This is a genomic window from Kitasatospora sp. NPDC034023 (assembly GCF_055575795.1).
The window spans coordinates 69,607-86,058 of the sequence record NZ_JBVIRY010000026.1; the positions used below are offsets into that span (position 1 = coordinate 69,607).

Annotated in this window: 20 protein-coding genes; 9 read left to right on the top strand and 11 right to left on the bottom strand. The window is 73.6% G+C overall.

Annotation, left to right across the window (positions count from 1 at the left end):
- Positions 1-79: 79 nt before the first annotated feature.
- On the bottom strand, positions 80-946 hold the full coding sequence (locus ACZ52R_RS29555) for an alpha/beta fold hydrolase (protein ID WP_465623330.1): 867 nt from the start codon (positions 944-946) through the stop codon (positions 80-82).
- Between the two features lie 209 nt (positions 947-1,155).
- Between ACZ52R_RS29555 and ACZ52R_RS29560 the strand changes: the two genes are divergently transcribed.
- Positions 1,156-1,599: a MarR family winged helix-turn-helix transcriptional regulator gene (locus tag ACZ52R_RS29560; protein ID WP_465623401.1), complete on the top strand. Its 444-nt coding sequence runs from the start codon at positions 1,156-1,158 to the stop codon at positions 1,597-1,599.
- Between the two features lie 38 nt (positions 1,600-1,637).
- Here ACZ52R_RS29560 and ACZ52R_RS29565 read toward each other — a convergent pair whose 3' ends face one another.
- A complete protein-coding gene (locus ACZ52R_RS29565) occupies positions 1,638-2,564 on the bottom strand; it encodes an AEC family transporter (RefSeq protein ID WP_465754455.1) in 927 nt (308 codons plus the stop codon).
- Positions 2,565-2,733: 169 nt separating this feature from the next.
- Here ACZ52R_RS29565 and ACZ52R_RS29570 point away from each other — a divergent pair, with 169 nt between their 5' ends.
- Positions 2,734-3,192: an HD domain-containing protein gene (locus ACZ52R_RS29570; protein ID WP_465623402.1), complete on the top strand. Its 459-nt coding sequence runs from the start codon at positions 2,734-2,736 to the stop codon at positions 3,190-3,192.
- 225 nt (positions 3,193-3,417) lie between these two features.
- Here the strand turns inward: ACZ52R_RS29570 and ACZ52R_RS29575 are convergent, their stop codons facing one another.
- On the bottom strand, positions 3,418-3,792 hold the full coding sequence (locus ACZ52R_RS29575) for an aggregation-promoting factor C-terminal-like domain-containing protein (RefSeq protein WP_465664264.1): 375 nt from the start codon (positions 3,790-3,792) through the stop codon (positions 3,418-3,420).
- Positions 3,793-4,296: 504 nt separating this feature from the next.
- Positions 4,297-5,949 carry a carboxyl transferase domain-containing protein gene (locus ACZ52R_RS29580; protein ID WP_465623333.1) on the bottom strand — a complete coding sequence of 551 codons (1,653 nt, stop codon included), beginning with the start codon at positions 5,947-5,949 and terminating at the stop codon, positions 4,297-4,299.
- Between the two features lie 283 nt (positions 5,950-6,232).
- Between ACZ52R_RS29580 and ACZ52R_RS29585 the strand changes: the two genes are divergently transcribed.
- The 3 genes from ACZ52R_RS29585 (at position 6,233) to ACZ52R_RS29595 (ending at position 8,267) form a co-directional block, all read left to right on the top strand.
- Positions 6,233-6,625, top strand: a complete 393-nt coding sequence (locus ACZ52R_RS29585) for a ribonuclease (protein ID WP_465623334.1) — start codon at positions 6,233-6,235, stop codon at positions 6,623-6,625.
- Between the two features lie 227 nt (positions 6,626-6,852).
- Positions 6,853-7,524 (top strand): TetR/AcrR family transcriptional regulator, encoded by a 672-nt coding sequence (locus ACZ52R_RS29590; RefSeq protein WP_465623336.1) that lies wholly within the window; start codon positions 6,853-6,855, stop codon positions 7,522-7,524.
- A gap of 197 nt (positions 7,525-7,721) precedes the next feature.
- Positions 7,722-8,267 carry a universal stress protein gene (locus ACZ52R_RS29595; protein ID WP_465664263.1) on the top strand — a complete coding sequence of 182 codons (546 nt, stop codon included), beginning with the start codon at positions 7,722-7,724 and terminating at the stop codon, positions 8,265-8,267.
- A gap of 47 nt (positions 8,268-8,314) precedes the next feature.
- Here the strand turns inward: ACZ52R_RS29595 and ACZ52R_RS29600 are convergent, their stop codons facing one another.
- The 3 genes from ACZ52R_RS29600 to ACZ52R_RS29610 form a co-directional block, all read right to left on the bottom strand.
- Positions 8,315-9,025 (bottom strand): alpha/beta hydrolase family protein, encoded by a 711-nt coding sequence (locus ACZ52R_RS29600; RefSeq protein WP_465664262.1) that lies wholly within the window; start codon positions 9,023-9,025, stop codon positions 8,315-8,317.
- 429 nt (positions 9,026-9,454) lie between these two features.
- Positions 9,455-10,345 (bottom strand): aldo/keto reductase, encoded by an 891-nt coding sequence (locus ACZ52R_RS29605; RefSeq protein WP_465664261.1) that lies wholly within the window; start codon positions 10,343-10,345, stop codon positions 9,455-9,457.
- Entirely contained in the window at positions 10,342-11,250 is a 909-nt protein-coding gene (locus tag ACZ52R_RS29610; protein ID WP_465664260.1) for an NAD-dependent epimerase/dehydratase family protein, read from the bottom strand. The genes ACZ52R_RS29605 and ACZ52R_RS29610 overlap by 4 nt, the downstream gene beginning before the upstream one ends.
- Positions 11,251-11,295: 45 nt before the next feature.
- On the opposite strand from ACZ52R_RS29610, the gene ACZ52R_RS29615 reads away from it, so the two are divergent.
- Positions 11,296-11,835, top strand: coding sequence for an Lrp/AsnC family transcriptional regulator (locus ACZ52R_RS29615; RefSeq protein WP_465664259.1), 540 nt, complete (start codon positions 11,296-11,298; stop codon positions 11,833-11,835).
- A gap of 37 nt (positions 11,836-11,872) precedes the next feature.
- Here the strand turns inward: ACZ52R_RS29615 and ACZ52R_RS29620 are convergent, their stop codons facing one another.
- The 3 genes from ACZ52R_RS29620 to ACZ52R_RS29630 form a co-directional block, all read right to left on the bottom strand.
- Positions 11,873-12,400, bottom strand: a complete 528-nt coding sequence (locus ACZ52R_RS29620) for an IclR family transcriptional regulator (RefSeq protein WP_465664258.1) — start codon at positions 12,398-12,400, stop codon at positions 11,873-11,875.
- A gap of 54 nt (positions 12,401-12,454) precedes the next feature.
- Positions 12,455-13,228 carry a VOC family protein gene (locus ACZ52R_RS29625; RefSeq protein ID WP_465664257.1) on the bottom strand — a complete coding sequence of 258 codons (774 nt, stop codon included), beginning with the start codon at positions 13,226-13,228 and terminating at the stop codon, positions 12,455-12,457.
- A 116-nt stretch (positions 13,229-13,344) separates the two neighbouring features.
- Complete coding sequence (locus tag ACZ52R_RS29630; RefSeq protein ID WP_465664256.1) at positions 13,345-13,986, bottom strand: alpha-ketoglutarate-dependent dioxygenase AlkB; 642 nt, start codon at positions 13,984-13,986, stop codon at positions 13,345-13,347.
- 249 nt (positions 13,987-14,235) lie between these two features.
- Between ACZ52R_RS29630 and ACZ52R_RS29635 the strand changes: the two genes are divergently transcribed.
- Positions 14,236-14,976 carry an alpha/beta hydrolase gene (locus tag ACZ52R_RS29635; protein WP_465664255.1) on the top strand — a complete coding sequence of 247 codons (741 nt, stop codon included), beginning with the start codon at positions 14,236-14,238 and terminating at the stop codon, positions 14,974-14,976.
- Positions 14,977-14,986: 10 nt separating this feature from the next.
- Here the strand turns inward: ACZ52R_RS29635 and ACZ52R_RS29640 are convergent, their stop codons facing one another.
- Positions 14,987-15,133: a hypothetical protein gene (locus ACZ52R_RS29640; protein WP_465664254.1), complete on the bottom strand. Its 147-nt coding sequence runs from the start codon at positions 15,131-15,133 to the stop codon at positions 14,987-14,989.
- Between the two features lie 76 nt (positions 15,134-15,209).
- Here ACZ52R_RS29640 and ACZ52R_RS29645 point away from each other — a divergent pair, with 76 nt between their 5' ends.
- A complete protein-coding gene (locus ACZ52R_RS29645; protein ID WP_465664253.1) occupies positions 15,210-15,818 on the top strand; it encodes a hypothetical protein in 609 nt (202 codons plus the stop codon).
- Positions 15,819-15,923: 105 nt separating this feature from the next.
- Positions 15,924-16,445: a universal stress protein gene (locus ACZ52R_RS29650; protein ID WP_465664252.1), complete on the top strand. Its 522-nt coding sequence runs from the start codon at positions 15,924-15,926 to the stop codon at positions 16,443-16,445.
- Positions 16,446-16,452: the final 7 nt, after the last annotated feature.

The following is a 16,452-nucleotide window of genomic DNA, read 5'->3' on the forward strand; positions in this document are numbered from 1 at the left end:
CCCTTGCGACCGACGGCACCCTCGCGCCAGTCCTTCGGCGCCCCCGAACTTCCCTCGAGATCCCTGCGGGCGCTGACGCTCAGGTCCGGGCGGCGGACAGGAAGTCGATGAGGCGCCGGTTGACCTCGGGGGCGGCCGCCATCGGGAGGTTGTGGTGGGTGGCGTCCGGGAGGACGGCGACCTCTGCGGTCGGGAGGGTGCGGCGGGCGGTCTCGGCGACCTGGGTGGGGTTGTGGGTGCGGCTCCGGGCGGCGAAGAGGGTGAGGACGGGCGGGCTGAGGGTGCGGAGGCGGGCGGGGGTGGGCCGGGGGCCGGTGACGACCCGGGAGGCGGGGAAGTCGGCGTAGCCGAGGGCGTAGAGGTCGCGCCAGGCTGGGTCGAGGTGGGGGCCGCCGCCGGTTTCCCAGTCGAGGTAGGCGTGGGCGCGAGCGGGGGTGCGGCCGGGGAGGAAGAGGGGCACCACGCGCAGCAGGTAGCGGGGGCGGTAGCCGGCGAAGCACTGGGTGGGGTCGAGCAGGGCGAGCCGGCCGACCCGGGCGGGGGCGTGCAGGGCGTACTCGAGGGCGATCCAGCCGCCGTACGAGTGGCCGCAGAAGTCGGCCTCGGGGACTCCCAGTTCGTCGAGGACGGCGTCCAGCCAGCCGAGCAGTCCGGGGATGCCGTCGAGTGCGGCGCCGTCGTGGACGCTGCGCCCGGGGTCGCCGATGAGGTCGACGGCGAGGACGCGGTGTCCGGCTTCGGCCCAGGCGGCGGCGTTGGCGAACCACATGGTGGAGGTGGCGCCGCCGCCGTGGAGGAGGACGAGGGGGCGTCCGTCGCGGGGGCCGCAGGCGTTGATCCGGGTGGCGCCGTGGGCGGTGCGGACGGTGAGGGCCTCGACCGGAACGGGCCAGCGGGCGAGCAGGGCGTCGTAGGCAGCGAGGAAGGGGGCGGTGCGGGCGGACATGGCGGGCCTCCGCGGGTGTGGTGGGATGGCGTGCGAACCACTCGCCCAGCGAGTATCTTGCCTGGCTGGTACTTTGTTCGCCAAGCAAGTCGCTCGCCAAGCAAATCGCTCGGCAAGTAACTTGCTCAACAACTATCTCGCTGGACGAGAGAATAATGGCACAGGTGTGCCCAGGGAAGGACGGCAGGGTGCCCGAGGTTGAGGAGCCGATGCGGCTGGTTCACCTGCTGCGCGGTCTGACGGTCGAACTCGATCTGTTCGGGGCCGAGTTCGCGTCCCGCAACGGCCTGCATCCGACCGATCTGCGGGCGCTGATCCATCTGCTGGACGCCGCCCGGGCCGGGGAGGTGGTCACCCCGGGCCGGCTCGGTGCGGCGCTGCAGCTGAACTCGGCCGGCACGACCGGCCTGGTGGACCGGCTGGAGCGGCTCGGGCTGATCCGCCGCGAGCGTGACCCGCAGGACCGGCGCAGGGTGCGGCTGCTGGTGGAGGAGCGGGCGATGGAGCTGGGTCAGGGTTTCTTCGGCGGGTTGATCGGCGATCTGCTCGCGGCGATGGGGCGGTTCGACCCGGGGGAGCTGGCCACGGCCCGGCGCTTCCTGGAGGCCATGACCGAGGTGGTGGCCACGGCCAGGCAGGGCGCGTCGGAATGACGGCCGGGCAGGGCGCGCCGGGGTAGGTAGACGAGGGGCTACGCCGGTCCGAGGGTCCAGCTGATCACCGACAGCGTCGCCATCGACGCCAGCGTCGACCCGAGCACCACGTTCCGGGCGAGCTCTGTGTTCTGCCCGTACTCGCGGGCGTAGGTGTACACGTTCTGTGCGGTCGGCAGCGCGGAGAACAGGACGACGGTGAGGAGTTGGTGGGCGGGCAGGTGGAGGAGCGGACCGGCCACGGCGAGCGCGACGAGCGGCTGGACCAGGGTCTTGACGGCGACCGTCAGCCCGACCTCGGTGCGGCGCGAACGGCCGTCCGCCGGGGGGCGGTTGTGCAGCGATATGCCAAGGGCGATCAGGGCGGTCGGCACGCCGGCGCCGCCGAGCAGTTCGCAGGAACGATTCAGCTCGGCGGGCAGGTGCACTCCGGTCGCCGAGGCGACGGCGCCGAGTGCGGTGGCGAGCAGGATCGGGTTGCGCACCGGCAGGGTGCGCAGGGCCCGGCGGCCGGCCGCGCCGCCGTCGAGCACGGCGAGGACGGCCGGAGTGACCAGCAGGATCTGGAACAGCACCACGGGGGCCACGAAGGAGGCGTCGCCGAGGACCTGCATGGTCACCGGGATGCCCAGGTTGGCGGAGTTGACGTACCCCGAGGCCATCGCGCCGATGGCCAGTTCGCCGGACTTGCGGCGGAACAGCAGGCGCCCGGCGAGCAGCCCGAGGCCGGTCGCGACGGCGGTGCCGGCGGCGAAGGCGAGCATCGACGGGTTGGCGAAGCGCCCCAGCGGGGTGCGGGCGATCATCAGGAAGAGCGCGGCCGGCATCGCCACGTGGAAGACGAACCGGTTGAGCACCGCCTCGGCGTGCGGCCCGAGCAGCTTGGTGCGGCCGACGACGTAACCGACTCCGGTGAGCGCCCAGATCGGGGCGAAGCCGGAGAGCAGCGGATGCAGGGATGGCATGGGTTCCTCGGATCGCTCGGACGTGTCTGCCGGGTGCGGCGGGGATCGCCCGCCGGGGGGCGTCAACACCGGGCCGGTGGACCCTCGAAGCCGTGAACCCCCCGCGGCAGTAAACCAGTGACCCGCGCCACGTCGATCACGGGCCTACGATGAGCCGATGGAGGAGCCGATGGACGACGAATACCTGAGCCTGTCCGAGGTGGAGACGATCGCGCGCGGTGCCCACCAGGGGCAGGTGGACAAGAACGGGCACCCGTACGGCGAGCACATCGCGGCGGTCGCGCGCGGGACGGCCGCACGCGGCGGCAGCGAGGCGCAGATCGCGGCGGGCTGGCTGCACGACACCGTCGAGGACGACCGGTTGAGCTGGGAGTGGCTGGCGGCGGCCGCGCTGCCCGAGGAGACCAAGGCGATCGTGGACGCGCTCACCAAGCGCCCGGAGGAGCCGCTGGAGGACTACACCGCGCGCATCCTGGCCACGCCCGGTGCGCTGCTGGTCAAGCGCGCCGACCTGGCCCACAACTCCGACCCGGCCCGGCTGGCCGCGCTGGACCGGGCGACCGCCGAGCGGCTGGCCGCCAAGTACGCGCGGATGCGCGAGCTGCTGGGGCTGACCGGCGAGCTGTAGGGCGGGCTGCCGGGCGTGCTGTACGGCGGGCTGCCGGGCGTGCTGTAGGGCACGCCGGAGGGATCCCGAGCAGGTCGGGAAAGCGGAAAAACCACGAGAGGGCCCGGGCCACGCGGATCGCGCGGGTCCGGGCCCTCTCGGGCACCCCGGTGGTCCCTGTCCGACCCCCGGGGTGAGGGGAGTGGTCAGGGGACGGGAGGGAATCGGTGGGCCGACGGGGCCGGCTTAGTACCAGTGGTGGTTCTGCCAGAAGGCCCAGGCGGCGTTCGGGCTGCCGTAGCGGGAGTTCATGTAGTCCAGCGCCCACTTGATCTGGGTCCTCGGGTTGGTCTTCCAGTCCGCACCGGCCGAGGCCATCTTGGAGCCCGGCAGCGCCTGGGCCAGACCGTACGCACCCGAGCTCGCGTTGGTCGCGGTCACGTTCCAGCTGGACTCGTGGGAGATGATCTGGCTGAACGAGGCCAGCTGGTTCGCCGGGACGATCTGGGCGGCGATCGCCTGCGGGGAGGCGGTGGCGGCGTTAGCGGTGGCGGGCAGGACACCGGCACCCAGGGCGGTCAGACCAGCGGCGCCGGCAAGAATCGCGGCCGAAGTACGCATACGGAGCTTGAAAGCGGGCATGAAGAACAAAACCTCAATCAGGTTGGGCCGGGTCACACCCCGTCCAGGACCACAGGCCGGACAGGGGCCGATGTAGTCGCGGGGCGTGACTCGGCAGTAAGCCGTTCACCGGCGGGACAGGAGCCGGTGTGGCTGGCGACGAGAGCCATTGTTGCCAGACCGGATCGGCCGCCGCCAAGACCCCCTCATTACGACCGACGGTCGTACGGAAGCGGCGGCCGTGGATTCGAAGGGCCGGTCGCGCCGGGTGCGCGGACCGGCTCTGACGTGCGTGAACGTGGGGGACATAGGGCGGGGGCGGATGGTCCGGCAGTGTCTACTACGGTCCGTCGTGGCCATCGATTCCGTGTGAGCGCACTCACCGTTCGGGCCTGCGCCGCCGTCACCCGCCGGTTCGGGGGAAGCACTTTGGGTACAGACGATCAATCGGCTGCTGAGACCGGCGCCACACCCTGAAACGCACGGCTGGCTGACGGCCGACGGTTACTGACCGCGCAGGTCGCCCAGCCGCCGGTGCCGTACCGCCCGGGCCGCGAGCCGGTCCGCCTCGGGGGTCGCCGCGAGGGCGCCGAGCGCCGCGCCGACCGCCCGGCCGAGCCGGATGCAGAAGGCCTCCGGTTCGTCGGCGGCGTCCGGCAGCTCCGGGACCACCTGGTCCACCAGCCCGACCTCCGCCAGGTGCTGCGCCCCGATGCCCTGCGCCCGGGCCAGCTCGGCGGCGTGCCCGCCGTCGCGGTGGACGATCGCCGAAGCGCCCTCCGGCGGCAGCGGCGCCAGCCAGGCGTGGCTCGCGGCGAGCACCCGGTCGGCCGGGAGCAGCGCGAGCGCGCCGCCGCCCGAGCCCTGGCCGAGCAGCACCGCGAGGACGGGGGTGCGCAGCGCGAGCAGCGTGGTCAGGCAGTGCGCGATCTCCACGGCGATGCCGTCCCGCTCGGCCTCGGCCGACAGCTCGGCGCCCGCCGTGTCCACCACGGTGACCAGCGGCAGCCCGAGCTGCTCGGCCAGGCGCGCGGTGCGACGGACGGACCGCAGGTCGGCAGCCGTGAAGGGGCGCTCGTGCTCCGGGGTCTGTCGCTGCTGGCCGACCACCAGGACGGGCCGCCCGCCGAGGACGGCGAGCGCGCGGACCAGCGCACCGCTGCGACCTCCGGGGGCGTCCAGCAGTACCAGCTCCTCGGTGGTGTGCCGCAGCAGCTCGCGGGTGCCCGGGCGGCCGGGGCGGCGGGTGCGGCGGACGGAGTCCCAGGCGTCGGGGCGCTCGGGGGTCGCGGCGGCGCCCGCGTTCCCGGTAGGAGGGGTGTCGCCTGCGTTCCCGGTAAGCGGAAGGGCACCCGCGTTGCCGGTAAGAGGGGTGTCCATGGGAAGGGTCGGCGGCGTGGTGGCGAGGACGGCGAGGGTGCGGCGGACCAGCTCGCGCAGCTCCTGCGGCGGAACGACGGCGTCCACCAGCCCCTGTTCGGCCAGTGTCTCGGCCCGCTGGACGTCCGGCGGCAGCTCCACGCCGCGCAGCTCCTCGTACACGCGCGGGCCGAGGAAGCCGAGCCGGGCGCCTGGCTCGGCGAGCACCAGCTGGCCGAGCGTGCCCCAGGAGGCGAAGACCCCGCCCATGGTGGGGTTGCGCAGGTAGGTGAGGTAGGGGAGGCCGGCCGCGCGGTGGGCCTGGACGGCGGCGGTGATCCGCAGCATGCAGAGGAAGGCCGCCGAGCCCTCCTGCATCCGGGTGCCGCCGGAGACCGGCAGGGCGAGCAGGGGCAGCCGCTCGGCGGTGGCGCGCTCGACGGCCCGGGTGATCCGTTCGGCGGTCGCGACGCCGATCGAGCCGCCGAGGAAGCCGAACTCGGAGGCGACCAGCGCGACCGGCCGCCCGTCGATCAGGCCGAGGCCGGTGAGGACGGCCTCGTCCAGGCCGGTGCGCTCGCGGGCCCGGTCGAGCGAGGCGCGGTAGTCGGGGTCGGCGGACGGGCCGAGCGGCGGCTCGTCCCAGCTGCGGAAGCTGCCGGGGTCGACCAGCAGGCCGATCAGCTGATGGGCGGTGAGTGCGGTGAGCGCTGTGAGCGGGGGCGGTGCGGTCTGCTGTGTCGGCGTATTCGTCAGCCCCGGAGGCGTGGTCCGCGCGTTGTCCTCGTTCGCTGCCATGGCCCCACCCCGTCAGAGATCGTTCCGGTCCGCCGTGATCCGTCACTCTATGCGGCGCGGTCCGGGGGCGGCGAGAGCCCTCGGGGCGGGGCGGGGCGGCCTCGACGCTAGTTCGATGACTGTCGACCCTTGTGTCGTCCGGGCGGTTCGTGGACGGTGCCCGGGGGATGCCGTCGGACGTCGGGGTACGGGTCAAGTCGCCTTAGGTAAAGGAGAGTTACTCGCCGGTTAATACTTGGATGGAGGGGTTCCGGAGTTGACGGTGTCTCGCCACACTGGGGGCATGACTCGCACTCTACGCGCGTGGAAGTCCCGCGCTGCCGCCATCACCGCCGTTGCCCTGATGACCCTCGCGCCGGTCGCCGTCGCCACCGAGGCGCACGCCGCCGTGAGCGGTTCGGTGTGCCTCTCCACCCTCCCGCCGGAGGCCACCGACACCCTCGACCTGATCGCCTCCGACGGGCCGTTCCCCTACTCCCAGGACGGCGTGGTCTTCCAGAACAGAGAGGGCGTCCTGCCCAGCGAGTCCTACGGGTACTACCACGAGTACACCGTCGTCACCCCGGGCTCCCCGACCCGTGGTGCCCGCCGGATCGTGACCGGCCAGGACTACCAGGAGGACTACTACACCGGCGACCACTACGCCACGTTCTCCCTCGTCGACCAGACCTGCTGACCCTCCCGGCACGACGACGGCCCCGGCGCACGTCCCCGCCGGGGCCACCGTCGTACCGCCGGAGCGGTTGCCCGGTTGCCCGGTTGCCCGGTTGCCCGTGCCTGGTTGCCCGGTTGCCCGGTTGGGCGGCAGGGTCGGTCGGGGGCGCCGCGGGACGGTGGGCTGGTGCGGCACGGCAGTTGAGTGGCACGCCGTCACCCGCCCGCGCGCTTGCTAGGGTCGGACGCATGGCACCGAGCAGCGCGAACCCCCCGGGACGGCTCCGGCGAGACGCGCAGCGCAACCGCGACCTGCTGCTCGCCGCCGCCCGCGACCTGTTCTCCCGCCAGGGCCTGGACGTGCCGCTGGACCAGATCGCCAAGGAGGCCGGCGTCGGCAACGCCACCCTCTACCGGCACTTCCCGACCCGTGAGGCGCTGATCGGCGAGGTGTTCGCGGACGCCGGCGCCGCCCTGGCCACCGCCGGGGAGGAAGCACTCGCCGCCGAGGACGCCTGGACCGGCCTCGAACGGTACTTCGAGCGGATCTTCGAACTCGTCGCCGCCGACCGGGGCATCAACGACCTGGTCACCCAGGCCATCCCGACCATCCCCGGCATGATCGAGATCAGCCGGCAGCACGCCGCCACCGTCGGCGCCCTCATCACCCGCGCCCAGGAGCAGGGCGCCATGCGGCGCGACGTGGTCACCATGGACCTGCTGTTCCTGCTCGGCCCGCTCTGCCGCGCCCTGCCCGCCGCCACCGAGCTGCGCCCCGACCTCTGGCGCCGCTACCTCGCCCTCCTCCTGGACGGCTTCCGCGCCCGGGCCACCCACCCGCTGCCGGTTCCGCCGATCGGCGAGGAACACCTGGACCGGATGTTCGCGGACCTCTGGGAAGCGGAGTCCCCGGAAGCCTGAGAGCACGGCTCCGGCTGCATCAGGGACGCGTACGGAACGCCGGGCGTCGCGTCAGAGCTCCGTCAACGGGCGGCGGCCACGCGGTCGCGAAGCGCTTTGCTGGGATGCGACGGAGCGCGGTTCGGCGGCCCACCGGGTCCGGCCGGTCCGTCGGTTCGGTGGCACGGCGGATGGGCCGGGAGGGGCAGGGGCGGGGCATGGCGGACGGCGCGGACAGTGGCACGGACACTGGGGTGGACGAGGGCCGGATCGTGGTCGGCGTCAGCGGCTCGCTCGGCAGCCTCGCCGCCCTCCACCATGCCGTCGCCGAGGCCCGCCGGACGGACGTCGACGTGCTCGCGGTCCTCTGCTGGACCCCGCCCGGCGACGAACTCGGCTACCGCCGCTCCCCCTGCCCGCCGGTGATCACCGCGGGCCGCGACGACGCGGTGGCCCGGCTGCGGCAGGCCCTCGACGAGGCCTTCGCCGGCCGGTTCGTGGGCGTCCGACTGCAGTGCCAGACCGTCCGCGGCGACACCGGCCACACCCCGGTGCGGTGCGCCGACCGCCCCGGTGACCTGCTCGTCCTCGGCGCAGGGCGCGAACGCGGCCGGCTCGCCCGGCTGGTGCACCCGTCCGTCACCGCCTACTGCGTCCGGCACGCGACCTGCCCGGTGCTCACGGTCCCGCGCCCGCCGCTGCAGCGCGACCTGGAGGCACTGGAGCGCGGGCACGGACTGCGGGCGCCGCTCGCGCGGAACTGACCGTTCGCTCACAGTCCGCGATCCGGGCACCGGCCGCCGCCCCGTCGCTACGACAGCCCGGCCGCGTCGGCGAGGACGGCGGCGGTGCGGCGGCCGGCCTCCACGGTGTCGGCGGCTGTCGCGGGGAGGCAGCGCCGGGCCTCGGGGCTGTACGCGGTCATCACCACGCCCGCGTGGTCGGTGGGGAGTTCGAGCAGTGCGGCGGTCGGTACGGCGGCGCTCAGCTTGCGGGTGTGCTCGACGTCCACGATGTCGTCCGCCGTGCCGTGCACCAGCCAGAGCGGGACGGGGGAGGGGCTCGCGGTCAGCTGGTCGAGCGGGGCGTCGCCGGTGGTGACGGCCGGGTCGGCGTAGCGCGAGGCGATGCCGACGGCGGCGGTGGGCCGGAGCTCGGCGGGGGTGTCCGGGTGGGTGGCCACGGCGATCGCCTCCCGGCCGCCCAGGGACCAGCCGGCCAGCACGAAGCGGGTCGGGTCCCCGCCGAAGTCGGTGGCGATGCGGCGGGCCTGGGCGAGGGAGGCGAGCAGCTCGGCGGCGCCGCCGTCCGCCTGCTCGGTGTCGAAGTCCGGGACGAGCACCAGCAGTCCGAGCGCGGCGGCCTCCCGGGCCAGCGGCCGGAGGACGTCCCGCTCGTTCGGCCCGCTGCCGTGCCAGAGCAGGACGACGGGAGTCGGCCCGGTGGCACCGGCGGTCGGCCGGTGGACGTCCAAAAGCCGCCCGTCCGCGTACGGAACGACCTCGGATGGAGTGCTCGTCATGCGGGGTTCGCCTCCGGTTCGGTGACTGATCACTGAACTGGTACTGTACTTCTCGTCGCGAGGGAGATGATTCCTCGCCAGGCGTCAGCGGTGCTACCAGAGCACGTCCTACTTTCAGTAGGAAGAGTCCGTGCGATCCGGGCCTGGCGCTCTACCGTCGGACGGGGTCCGGTGCCTTTCACAGGCGCCGGGCCCCGTTCGCGTTTTCGGGGGCGGTTGTCGGCGGTTGTCGGCGCTTGGTCGGCGGCTGCCGGGGATTGTCCGTGGTTCGGCGCATGGGTGTTGAGCTGCTAATATTCTTCCTGTCGCGAGGGAAACGAATCCCTCGTCAGGCGTCAGTGGTGCTACCAGAGCACGTCCTACTTTCAGTAGGAAGAGTCCGTGCAACCCGGGCCTGGCGCTCAACTGTCGGACGGGGTCCGGTGCCTTTCACAGGTGCCGGGCCCCGTTCGCGTTCGCGAGGCGGGCCAGTTCCTCTCCGCTGAGCACCAAGTCCCCTGCGGCGGCGGAGTCGCGGATGGTTTCGGGGCGGCTGGCGCCCGGGATCGGGATGGTCACCGGGGAGGCGGCCAGCAGCCAGGCGAGCGCGACGCGCTGCGGGCTGACTTCACGTTCGGCCGCGATGGCGACGAACTCCTCGCCGGCTCCGCCGAGTTCGGCGGAGCGGCCGATGCCGCCGAGGGGGCTCCAGGGGAGGAAGGCCAGGCCCAGTTCGGCGCACAGGTCGAGTACTGGCTGGTGCGTGCGGACGGCGGGGGAGTACTCGTTCTGCACCGAGACCAGGGCGTCGCCGAGGACCTCCCGGGCGAGGCGGACCTGCGCCACGTCCACGTTGGAGATGCCGGCCGCGCGGATCTTGCCCTCCTCGTAGAGCTCCCGGATCGCGCCGAGCGAGTCGGCGTACGGGACGGTCCGGTCCGGGTGGTGCTGCTGGTAGAGGCCGATCGCCTCGACGCCGAGGCGGCGCAGTGAGCCCTCGCAGGCGCGCTTGAGGTGGGCCGGGTCGCCGTTGACGGTCCAGGAGCCGTCGCCGGGGCGGCCGCGGCCGCCCTTGGTGGCGACCAGGACCCGGTCGGCGTCCGAGCCGTAGGCGGCGAGGGCCCGGGCGATCAGCTCCTCGTTGTGGCCGTACTCGTCGGCGTGCCAGTGGTAGGAGTCGGCGGTGTCGATCAGCGTGATGCCCGCGTCCAGTGCGGCGTGCACGGTGGCGATGGCGCGGGCCTCGTCGGGGCGGCCCTCGACGGAGAGCGGCATCGCCCCGAGGCCGATGGCGCTGGTCCGGACGGTGCCGAGGAGGCGGGTGGTGGTGACGGCGGTCATACGGGGAGCTCCTGTCCGCGGGTGGCGGCGATCAGGCCGGGCAGCCAGTCGCGGGTGTGTGAGAGGGGGTGGCCGAGCTGCTGGGCCCGGGAGTTGTCCATGCCGTAGTAGCGGTCGAAGGAGAACGGCGAGGCCTGCTGTCCGGGTTCGGGCGCGGCCGTGCGGTACGGGCGGCCGGCGGCGAGAAGGTCGCAGAGGTCCGTGGCGGTCAGTTCGCCGTGCGAGGCGAGGTTGACCGGGCCGGTGAACGGCTCGCCCGCCGCCCACGCCAGGAAGGCGGCTGCTTCGGCTTCGTGGGTGTAGGAGGAGGGCTGGTTCTCCGGGTGCACCAGGACGGGCAGGCCCGCGTCGATCCGCTCGGCGTATTGGGCCAGCCGCCCGGTGAAGTCGGCGGCGCCGAGGACGTGCCCGAGCCGGACGGAGACGAACGGGAACGGCGCGTCGCGGGTGAACACCGCCTCCGCCTCGCGCTTGCCCTCGCCGTACGATGCGTCGATGAACTCCGGTGCCGTCCAGGGAAGTTCGAGCCGAACCGGCCACCCGGCCGGGTCGACGGCGGACTCGGCCAGGGGGCGGCCCGCCGGGCGCGGCTCGCCGGTGTCGTAGACCTCGATCGTGGAGGTCATCAGATAGCGGCCGGTCCGCCCGGCGAAGGCACGGACGGCGAGTTCGGCCTGTCGCGGGGTGTAGCAGACCTGGTCGATCACGGCGTCGAAGTCCCGCCCGGCGAGGGCGGCGGTCAGCGCCGTCTCGTCCGCGCGGTCGGCGACGAGCCGGGTGACGCCGGGCGGTGGCGGCGTCGAGCCCCGGTTGAGCACGCTGACCCGGACTCCGGAGTCGCGCAGCCGGGTGACCAACTGCCGTCCGAAGTACCGGTTTCCCCCGATGACGAGCACGTTTTCCATACCCACAAGTGTTATGGTGCGGCGCGGTTCGATGAAGGGGTGATCATGGGAGTTCAGGCGCTGCGACCGAAAGACCAACGGCAGTCCGGCGGTTCGGCCGACGATTCGTCGGCGGGCTCCCGGAGCGGTGTCGGCGGCGGCCTGGACGCGGTCGACCTGCGGCTGCTGGAGCTGCTCCAGTCCGAGGGCCGGATCACGCTCAGCGAGCTGGGCCGGCGGGTGAACCTCAGCCCGGCCGCGGTCGGCGAGCGGGTGCGGCGGCTGGAGGCGAGCGGCACGGTCACCGGCTACGCGGCGCAGGTCGCGCCCCAGCGGCTGGGGTACGGCATCCGGGCCTTCGTCCGGGTCTCGCCGCACGCCCGGATGACGGTGAAGTACCTGCGCAGCCAGGAACTGCTGCACCGGCCGGAGGTGCTGGAGGTGCACCACGTGATCGGCGAGGACTGCTGGGTGTTCAAGGTCGCCGCGCGGGACACCACCCACCTGGAGGAGCTGATCGAGGCGATCGCGGTGCTCGGCCGGACGACGACCTCGGTGATCCTCTCCTCGCCCGTCGAGCAACGGGTGCTGCTGCCCTCGGAATGACCCGGATGTCCTGTTCCGGGGGTCCGTCCCGGGAGGTTCAGGACGACGGCTGCCGGTCGGAGCCCAACTCGCGCGAGATCCGCAGCCCGACCTGCGCCGCGACCGGCCCGAGGGAGCGCACCCGGGCGGCCGTCATCCGCGAGGTGAGCCCGGAGACGGACAGCGCCGCCGTCACCTCGCCGGTGTGGTCGAAGATCGGCGCGGCGACGCACCGCACCTCCGGCTCGTTCTCCCGGTCGTCGATGGAGTAGCCGCGGGCGCGGATCCGGGCGAGGTCGGCGCGCAGCCGGGTCTCGTCCGAGATGGTCCAGGCGGTCACCGGGCGCGGGCCGGCCGCGACCACCTCGGCGACGGCCTCCTCGGGCAGCGGACGGGGAACGAGCTGTGAACGGCCCTCGGAACGGCATCGGGAACGGCATTGGGAACGGCATTGGGAACGGCATCCGGGACTCCCTTCGAACTCCCGGAGCCGGTGGCGGCTCGCGGCGAACACCGCCGCGATCGCGCTGGCCGTCGTCACGGCCTTCCCGATCTTCTGGATGGTGCTCTCGGCCTTCAAGCCCATGGGCGGGGAAGGACTGACGGGCAGGGGGGAAGGACCGGCGGGCGCGGGGCCGGGTCAGGCGGCCGCCGCGGACTCGACGGACGGGACGGTGACCAGGACGAACACCGCGCCGGCGTCGTCCCGGACCAGTGCGGCGCGGCCGTACGGCGTCGGCTCGGGCCCGGTGAGGACGGTGCCGCCCAGGGCGCGCAGCCGGTCGGTCGCGCGGTCGGTGTCGGTGGTCCCGAAATGGGCCAGCCAGCTCGCGCCCGTGGCGGACGGGCCGATGCTGCAGGCGGGCAGGCCGGCGGCCCGGGCGAGGGCGTGGCCGGCCTTCGGCCGGTCGTAGGTGTAGCCGAAGACGCGTCGGTAGAAGGCGCGCGCGGTGTCGGGGTCGGGGGAGAGGTGCTCGTTCCAGGCGAGGGCGCCGGGCTCGTCCACCAGGCCGGCGCCGTCGATGGTGCCCGCTTGCCAGAGGCCGAAGGAGGCGCCGAGCGGGTCGACGGCGAGCGCGGCCCGGCCCTGCTCGGGCACCTCGTACGGCTCGCGGGTGATCCGGCCGTCCGCGGCGCGGATCAGCGCCGCGGTGTGGCGGAGGTCGGCGCAGGCGAGGTGGGTGGTCCACGCGGCGGGCTCCGGGCTGTCCGCGGGCTGTCCTCCGAGGGCCGCGGGCTGTCCGATGGCCGCGACCTGGGCGCCGTACCGGGTGGCGACCGCCTCGGCGGGGCCGGTCGGGACGAACTCCCAGTCGAACAGCGCGCCGTAGAAGTGCTGAGCGTGTGAGGAGTCCGGCGCCGTCAGGACGACCCAGCACGGGACGCCCTCGCGGTACCTGCCCGCCTTCGGCATGCCGCCTCCTGGTGCCGCCGACCCCACTCGCCAGCCTCCGCGCCGGGCGGGTGTGCGGCAACCGGGGGCAGGCCCGGGGCTGATCCGCAGGCTCGGGGCGTTCGGCAGCCGGGGGCTCAGGCGACGCCGTGCGGCCGGAACTGGATGCTGATCCGCGGGCCCACCGGGCGGGCGGTCTTGGGGATGGCGTGTTCCCAGGTGCGCTGGCAGGAGCCGCCCATCACCACCAGGTCCCCGTGGCCGAGCGGGCGCCGGACGACCGTCCCGCCGCCGTACCGCGGTCGCAGGGCCAGGGTGCGGGGCTCGCCGACGGACAGGATCGCCACCATGGTGTCCTCGCGGGCGCCGCGCCCGATCCGGTCGCCGTGCCAGGCCACGCTGTCCCGGCCGTCCCGGTAGTAGCAGAGCCCGAGGGTGCGGAACGGCTCGCCCAGCTCGTCCGCGTAGTGCCGGCTCAGCGCGGTGCGGGCCTGCCCGAGCACCGGGTGCGGGGGCTCGGCGTCCGCCGGGTAGGAGGCCAGCAGGCGGGGGACGTCGACCGTCCGCTCGTACATCTCGCGGCGCTCGGCCCGCCAGGGCACGGTCTCGGCGAGGTGTTCGAACAGCTCGTCCGCGCCGTGCAGCCACCCGGGCAGCACGTCCAGCCAGGCGCCGTCGCCGAGCACCTGCCGCCGCAGGCCGTCGAGCGGGCCGAGGCGGATGCCGTCGTGTTCCGCGTCGTCGAACAGCGAGGGCTGGCGGGGGAGGGTGTCGTGCATGGGGCCAGCGTACGCCTTCATTCGAACATCTGCTCGAAACTGACGCCCGCATCGTCCGCTTCCCGGGGCCTGCGCGAAAACCTGTTGGCGGACCACGTGACCACTGATACGTTTCCGGAGGCCGTGCGAGAGAACGAGGAGGTGGTACCCGTGAACGCAGTAACGACATGGGTGCTCTCCTCCGGGGTCACGGTCGGGCGATAGGTCGTCCGGGAGCGCCGTTCACGAGCACTCCCGAAAGGCACGACCGTGCACTTCACTTCCGAACAGCGCCTCGACGACGGCGTCCTCGAGCGCGAATTCACCCTCGGCGAGATCCCCGGCATTCTGTGGACCCCTGTGTCCGCGTCCGCGTCCGTACCGGTGCCGCTGATCCTGCTCGGCCATCCCCCGCTCGGACTGCGCAGGATGTACCCCCGCCTGGCGGGGCGGGCCCGGCAGGCCGTGGCGGACGGCTTCGCCGCAGCCACCATCGAGCTCCCCGGGAGCGGCGACCGGCCCCGTTGGGCCGCCGTCGAGCAGGCCCGCGCCGACCTGCGCCGGACCATGGAGGCCGGCGAGCCGGTCGGCGACGAGATCATCGACGCCCTCGTCCTCCCGCTCGTCGAGAAGGCGGTCCCGGAATGGCAGGCCGCGTTGGACGCCCTCCTGTCGCTGCCCGAGATCGGCGGCCCCGTCGGGTACTCGGGGGGAGTGATATCCATCGGCGTTCGCCTTGCGGTCGTCGAGCCGCGCATCGTGGCCGCCGGTCTCTTCGCCGGAAGTCTCGTGCCCCGCGCCATGTTCGAGGAGGCCCGCCGGGTCACCATTCCGCTGCACGTCCTGCTGCAGTGGGACGACGAGGGCAACGACCGGCAGGCGGCCCTGGACCTGTTCGACGCCTTCGGCTCCGAGGAGAAGTCCCTGCACGCCAATATGGGCGGGCACACGGGCGTCCCGCAGTTCGCGGGGGACGCCGCGGCCCGGTTCTTCACCCGTCACCTGAAGTGAGGCCGGGCCGTCAGGCCGACGCCAGGCGGTAGGCCGTGTCGGCCGGGATACCGCGCATCGAGGACGGGACCAGGCCCTCCTCGATGACGGTGGCCGGCCGACGCACAACCGCCCCGACCGCAGCGGTACCGGCCCCGACCGCAGCGGTACCGGCCATCGGCGGTACCGCTGCGGTCAGGGCGCGCCGGTCAGGCCGGCGGCGGGAGCCTGAGGAGAGGCCCTAGCCTGCGGGTATGGCGATCAACGGCTTCGGGGTGACCGAGTTCCAGTTGGTGCTGCTGCGCCGGATGGCCGACTACCAGCCTGACCTGGTCGAGGACGCGGTGCGGCGGCTGGGTGCCACCCGGGCCTCGATGCGGGAGGCGAACAAGCGCTGGCAGGCGATGGTCCGGGCGCCCCGGTTCCCGCGCGGGGCCGCCCGCCACAGCGCCGTGCTCGGCCCGGCGGAGGCGAGCGTGCCGCGCCGGATCGGGGACCTGGCGTGCACCGCGCGGCAGTGGGCGCTGCCGCTCTGGCCGGAGCTGCGGTTCGAGGTCCTGCTCGGGCCGGCGGAGATCGGCTCGCCGGTGCTGAACGAGTGGCTGGTGCGGGCGGCCGGCGCCCCGGTGCCGGCGTTGCGCACGGTCGCCGACCTGGTGCCGTGGAGCTGCGTGGTGGAGGACGTGGGTGCGGCGTTCCCGCCCGCCGTGCCGCGCGAGGGAAGCGCGCCGACCCGCTTCCAGCTGGACTTCGAGGCTCCGGGCGGCGACGCGCGGGTGTGTCCGTGGACGGCCGACTTCACCTGGGGGCTGCTCCAGGAGGTCCGGCCGACGGACGGCCAGAACCTCGGTGTTGTCGAGTGATGCAAGGCGATATTCACTGAATGCCTTCGATTTGCAGGTCTTGGCGCAGATGTGGCAGCATAATCGCAGACATTCAAGAAGCTCGACATCGGAAAGTGAAGGATCATGTCGTCGGACGGCGCTCGCGTCATCGTCGGAGTCAGCGGCTCACTGCACAGCCTCACCGCCCTGCACCGGGCGGCGGAGGAGGCCCGGGCCCGGCAGGCCGTCCTGGTCCCGGTGCTCGCCTGGGCGCCGGTGGGCGGCGAGCGCAACTACCGTGCGCGGCCGTGCCCGCCGCTGCTCCGGGCCTGGCAGGACCTCGCCGACGCCCGCATGGAGAGCGCGCTGGAGCAGGCCTTCGGCGGCCTCCGGATCGGGGTGCCGGTGCGACCGCTGGTCGTGCGCGGCGAGGCCGGGGCCGTGCTGACCGAGCTGGCCGACCGCCCGGGCGACCTGCTGGTGGTCAGCACCGGCGAGCAGGGCGGTCTGCGCGCCGGGCTGCGCCGGCTGACGCGGCGCTCGGTCACCCGCCGCTGCCTCGACCAGGCGCGCTGCGGCGTGCTCGTCGTCCCGCCGTCCACGCTGCACGAGGACCTGCGTGCGCTGCACCGCGGTATCGACCTGCGGGAGCTGGTCACGGCCTGACGAACAG

Bases quoted from the DNA above. Each gene is read 5' to 3' on its own strand.
- ACZ52R_RS29640 (WP_465664254.1), bottom strand. From the start codon at position 15,133: ATGGCCGGTACCGCTGCGGTCGGGGCCGGTACCGCTGCGGTCGGGGCG.
- ACZ52R_RS29600 (WP_465664262.1), bottom strand. From the start codon at position 9,025: ATGACGAGCACTCCATCCGAGGTCGTTCCGTACGCGGACGGGCGGCTT.
- ACZ52R_RS29620 (WP_465664258.1), bottom strand. From the start codon at position 12,400: ATGGGCTTGAAGGCCGAGAGCACCATCCAGAAGATCGGGAAGGCCGTG.
- ACZ52R_RS29590 (WP_465623336.1), top strand. From the start codon at position 6,853: ATGGCACCGAGCAGCGCGAACCCCCCGGGACGGCTCCGGCGAGACGCG.
- ACZ52R_RS29565 (WP_465754455.1), bottom strand. From the start codon at position 2,564: ATGCCATCCCTGCATCCGCTGCTCTCCGGCTTCGCCCCGATCTGGGCG.
- ACZ52R_RS29615 (WP_465664259.1), top strand. From the start codon at position 11,296: ATGGGAGTTCAGGCGCTGCGACCGAAAGACCAACGGCAGTCCGGCGGT.
- ACZ52R_RS29625 (WP_465664257.1), bottom strand. From the start codon at position 13,228: ATGCCGAAGGCGGGCAGGTACCGCGAGGGCGTCCCGTGCTGGGTCGTC.
- ACZ52R_RS29585 (WP_465623334.1), top strand. From the start codon at position 6,233: ATGACTCGCACTCTACGCGCGTGGAAGTCCCGCGCTGCCGCCATCACC.
- ACZ52R_RS29650 (WP_465664252.1), top strand. From the start codon at position 15,924: ATGTCGTCGGACGGCGCTCGCGTCATCGTCGGAGTCAGCGGCTCACTG.
- ACZ52R_RS29595 (WP_465664263.1), top strand. From the start codon at position 7,722: ATGGCGGACGGCGCGGACAGTGGCACGGACACTGGGGTGGACGAGGGC.
- ACZ52R_RS29570 (WP_465623402.1), top strand. From the start codon at position 2,734: ATGGACGACGAATACCTGAGCCTGTCCGAGGTGGAGACGATCGCGCGC.
- ACZ52R_RS29610 (WP_465664260.1), bottom strand. From the start codon at position 11,250: ATGGAAAACGTGCTCGTCATCGGGGGAAACCGGTACTTCGGACGGCAG.
- ACZ52R_RS29555 (WP_465623330.1), bottom strand. From the start codon at position 946: ATGTCCGCCCGCACCGCCCCCTTCCTCGCTGCCTACGACGCCCTGCTC.
- ACZ52R_RS29580 (WP_465623333.1), bottom strand. From the start codon at position 5,949: ATGGCAGCGAACGAGGACAACGCGCGGACCACGCCTCCGGGGCTGACG.
- ACZ52R_RS29560 (WP_465623401.1), top strand. From the start codon at position 1,156: ATGCGGCTGGTTCACCTGCTGCGCGGTCTGACGGTCGAACTCGATCTG.
- ACZ52R_RS29605 (WP_465664261.1), bottom strand. From the start codon at position 10,345: ATGACCGCCGTCACCACCACCCGCCTCCTCGGCACCGTCCGGACCAGC.
- ACZ52R_RS29630 (WP_465664256.1), bottom strand. From the start codon at position 13,986: ATGCACGACACCCTCCCCCGCCAGCCCTCGCTGTTCGACGACGCGGAA.
- ACZ52R_RS29575 (WP_465664264.1), bottom strand. From the start codon at position 3,792: ATGCGTACTTCGGCCGCGATTCTTGCCGGCGCCGCTGGTCTGACCGCC.
- ACZ52R_RS29645 (WP_465664253.1), top strand. From the start codon at position 15,210: ATGGCGATCAACGGCTTCGGGGTGACCGAGTTCCAGTTGGTGCTGCTG.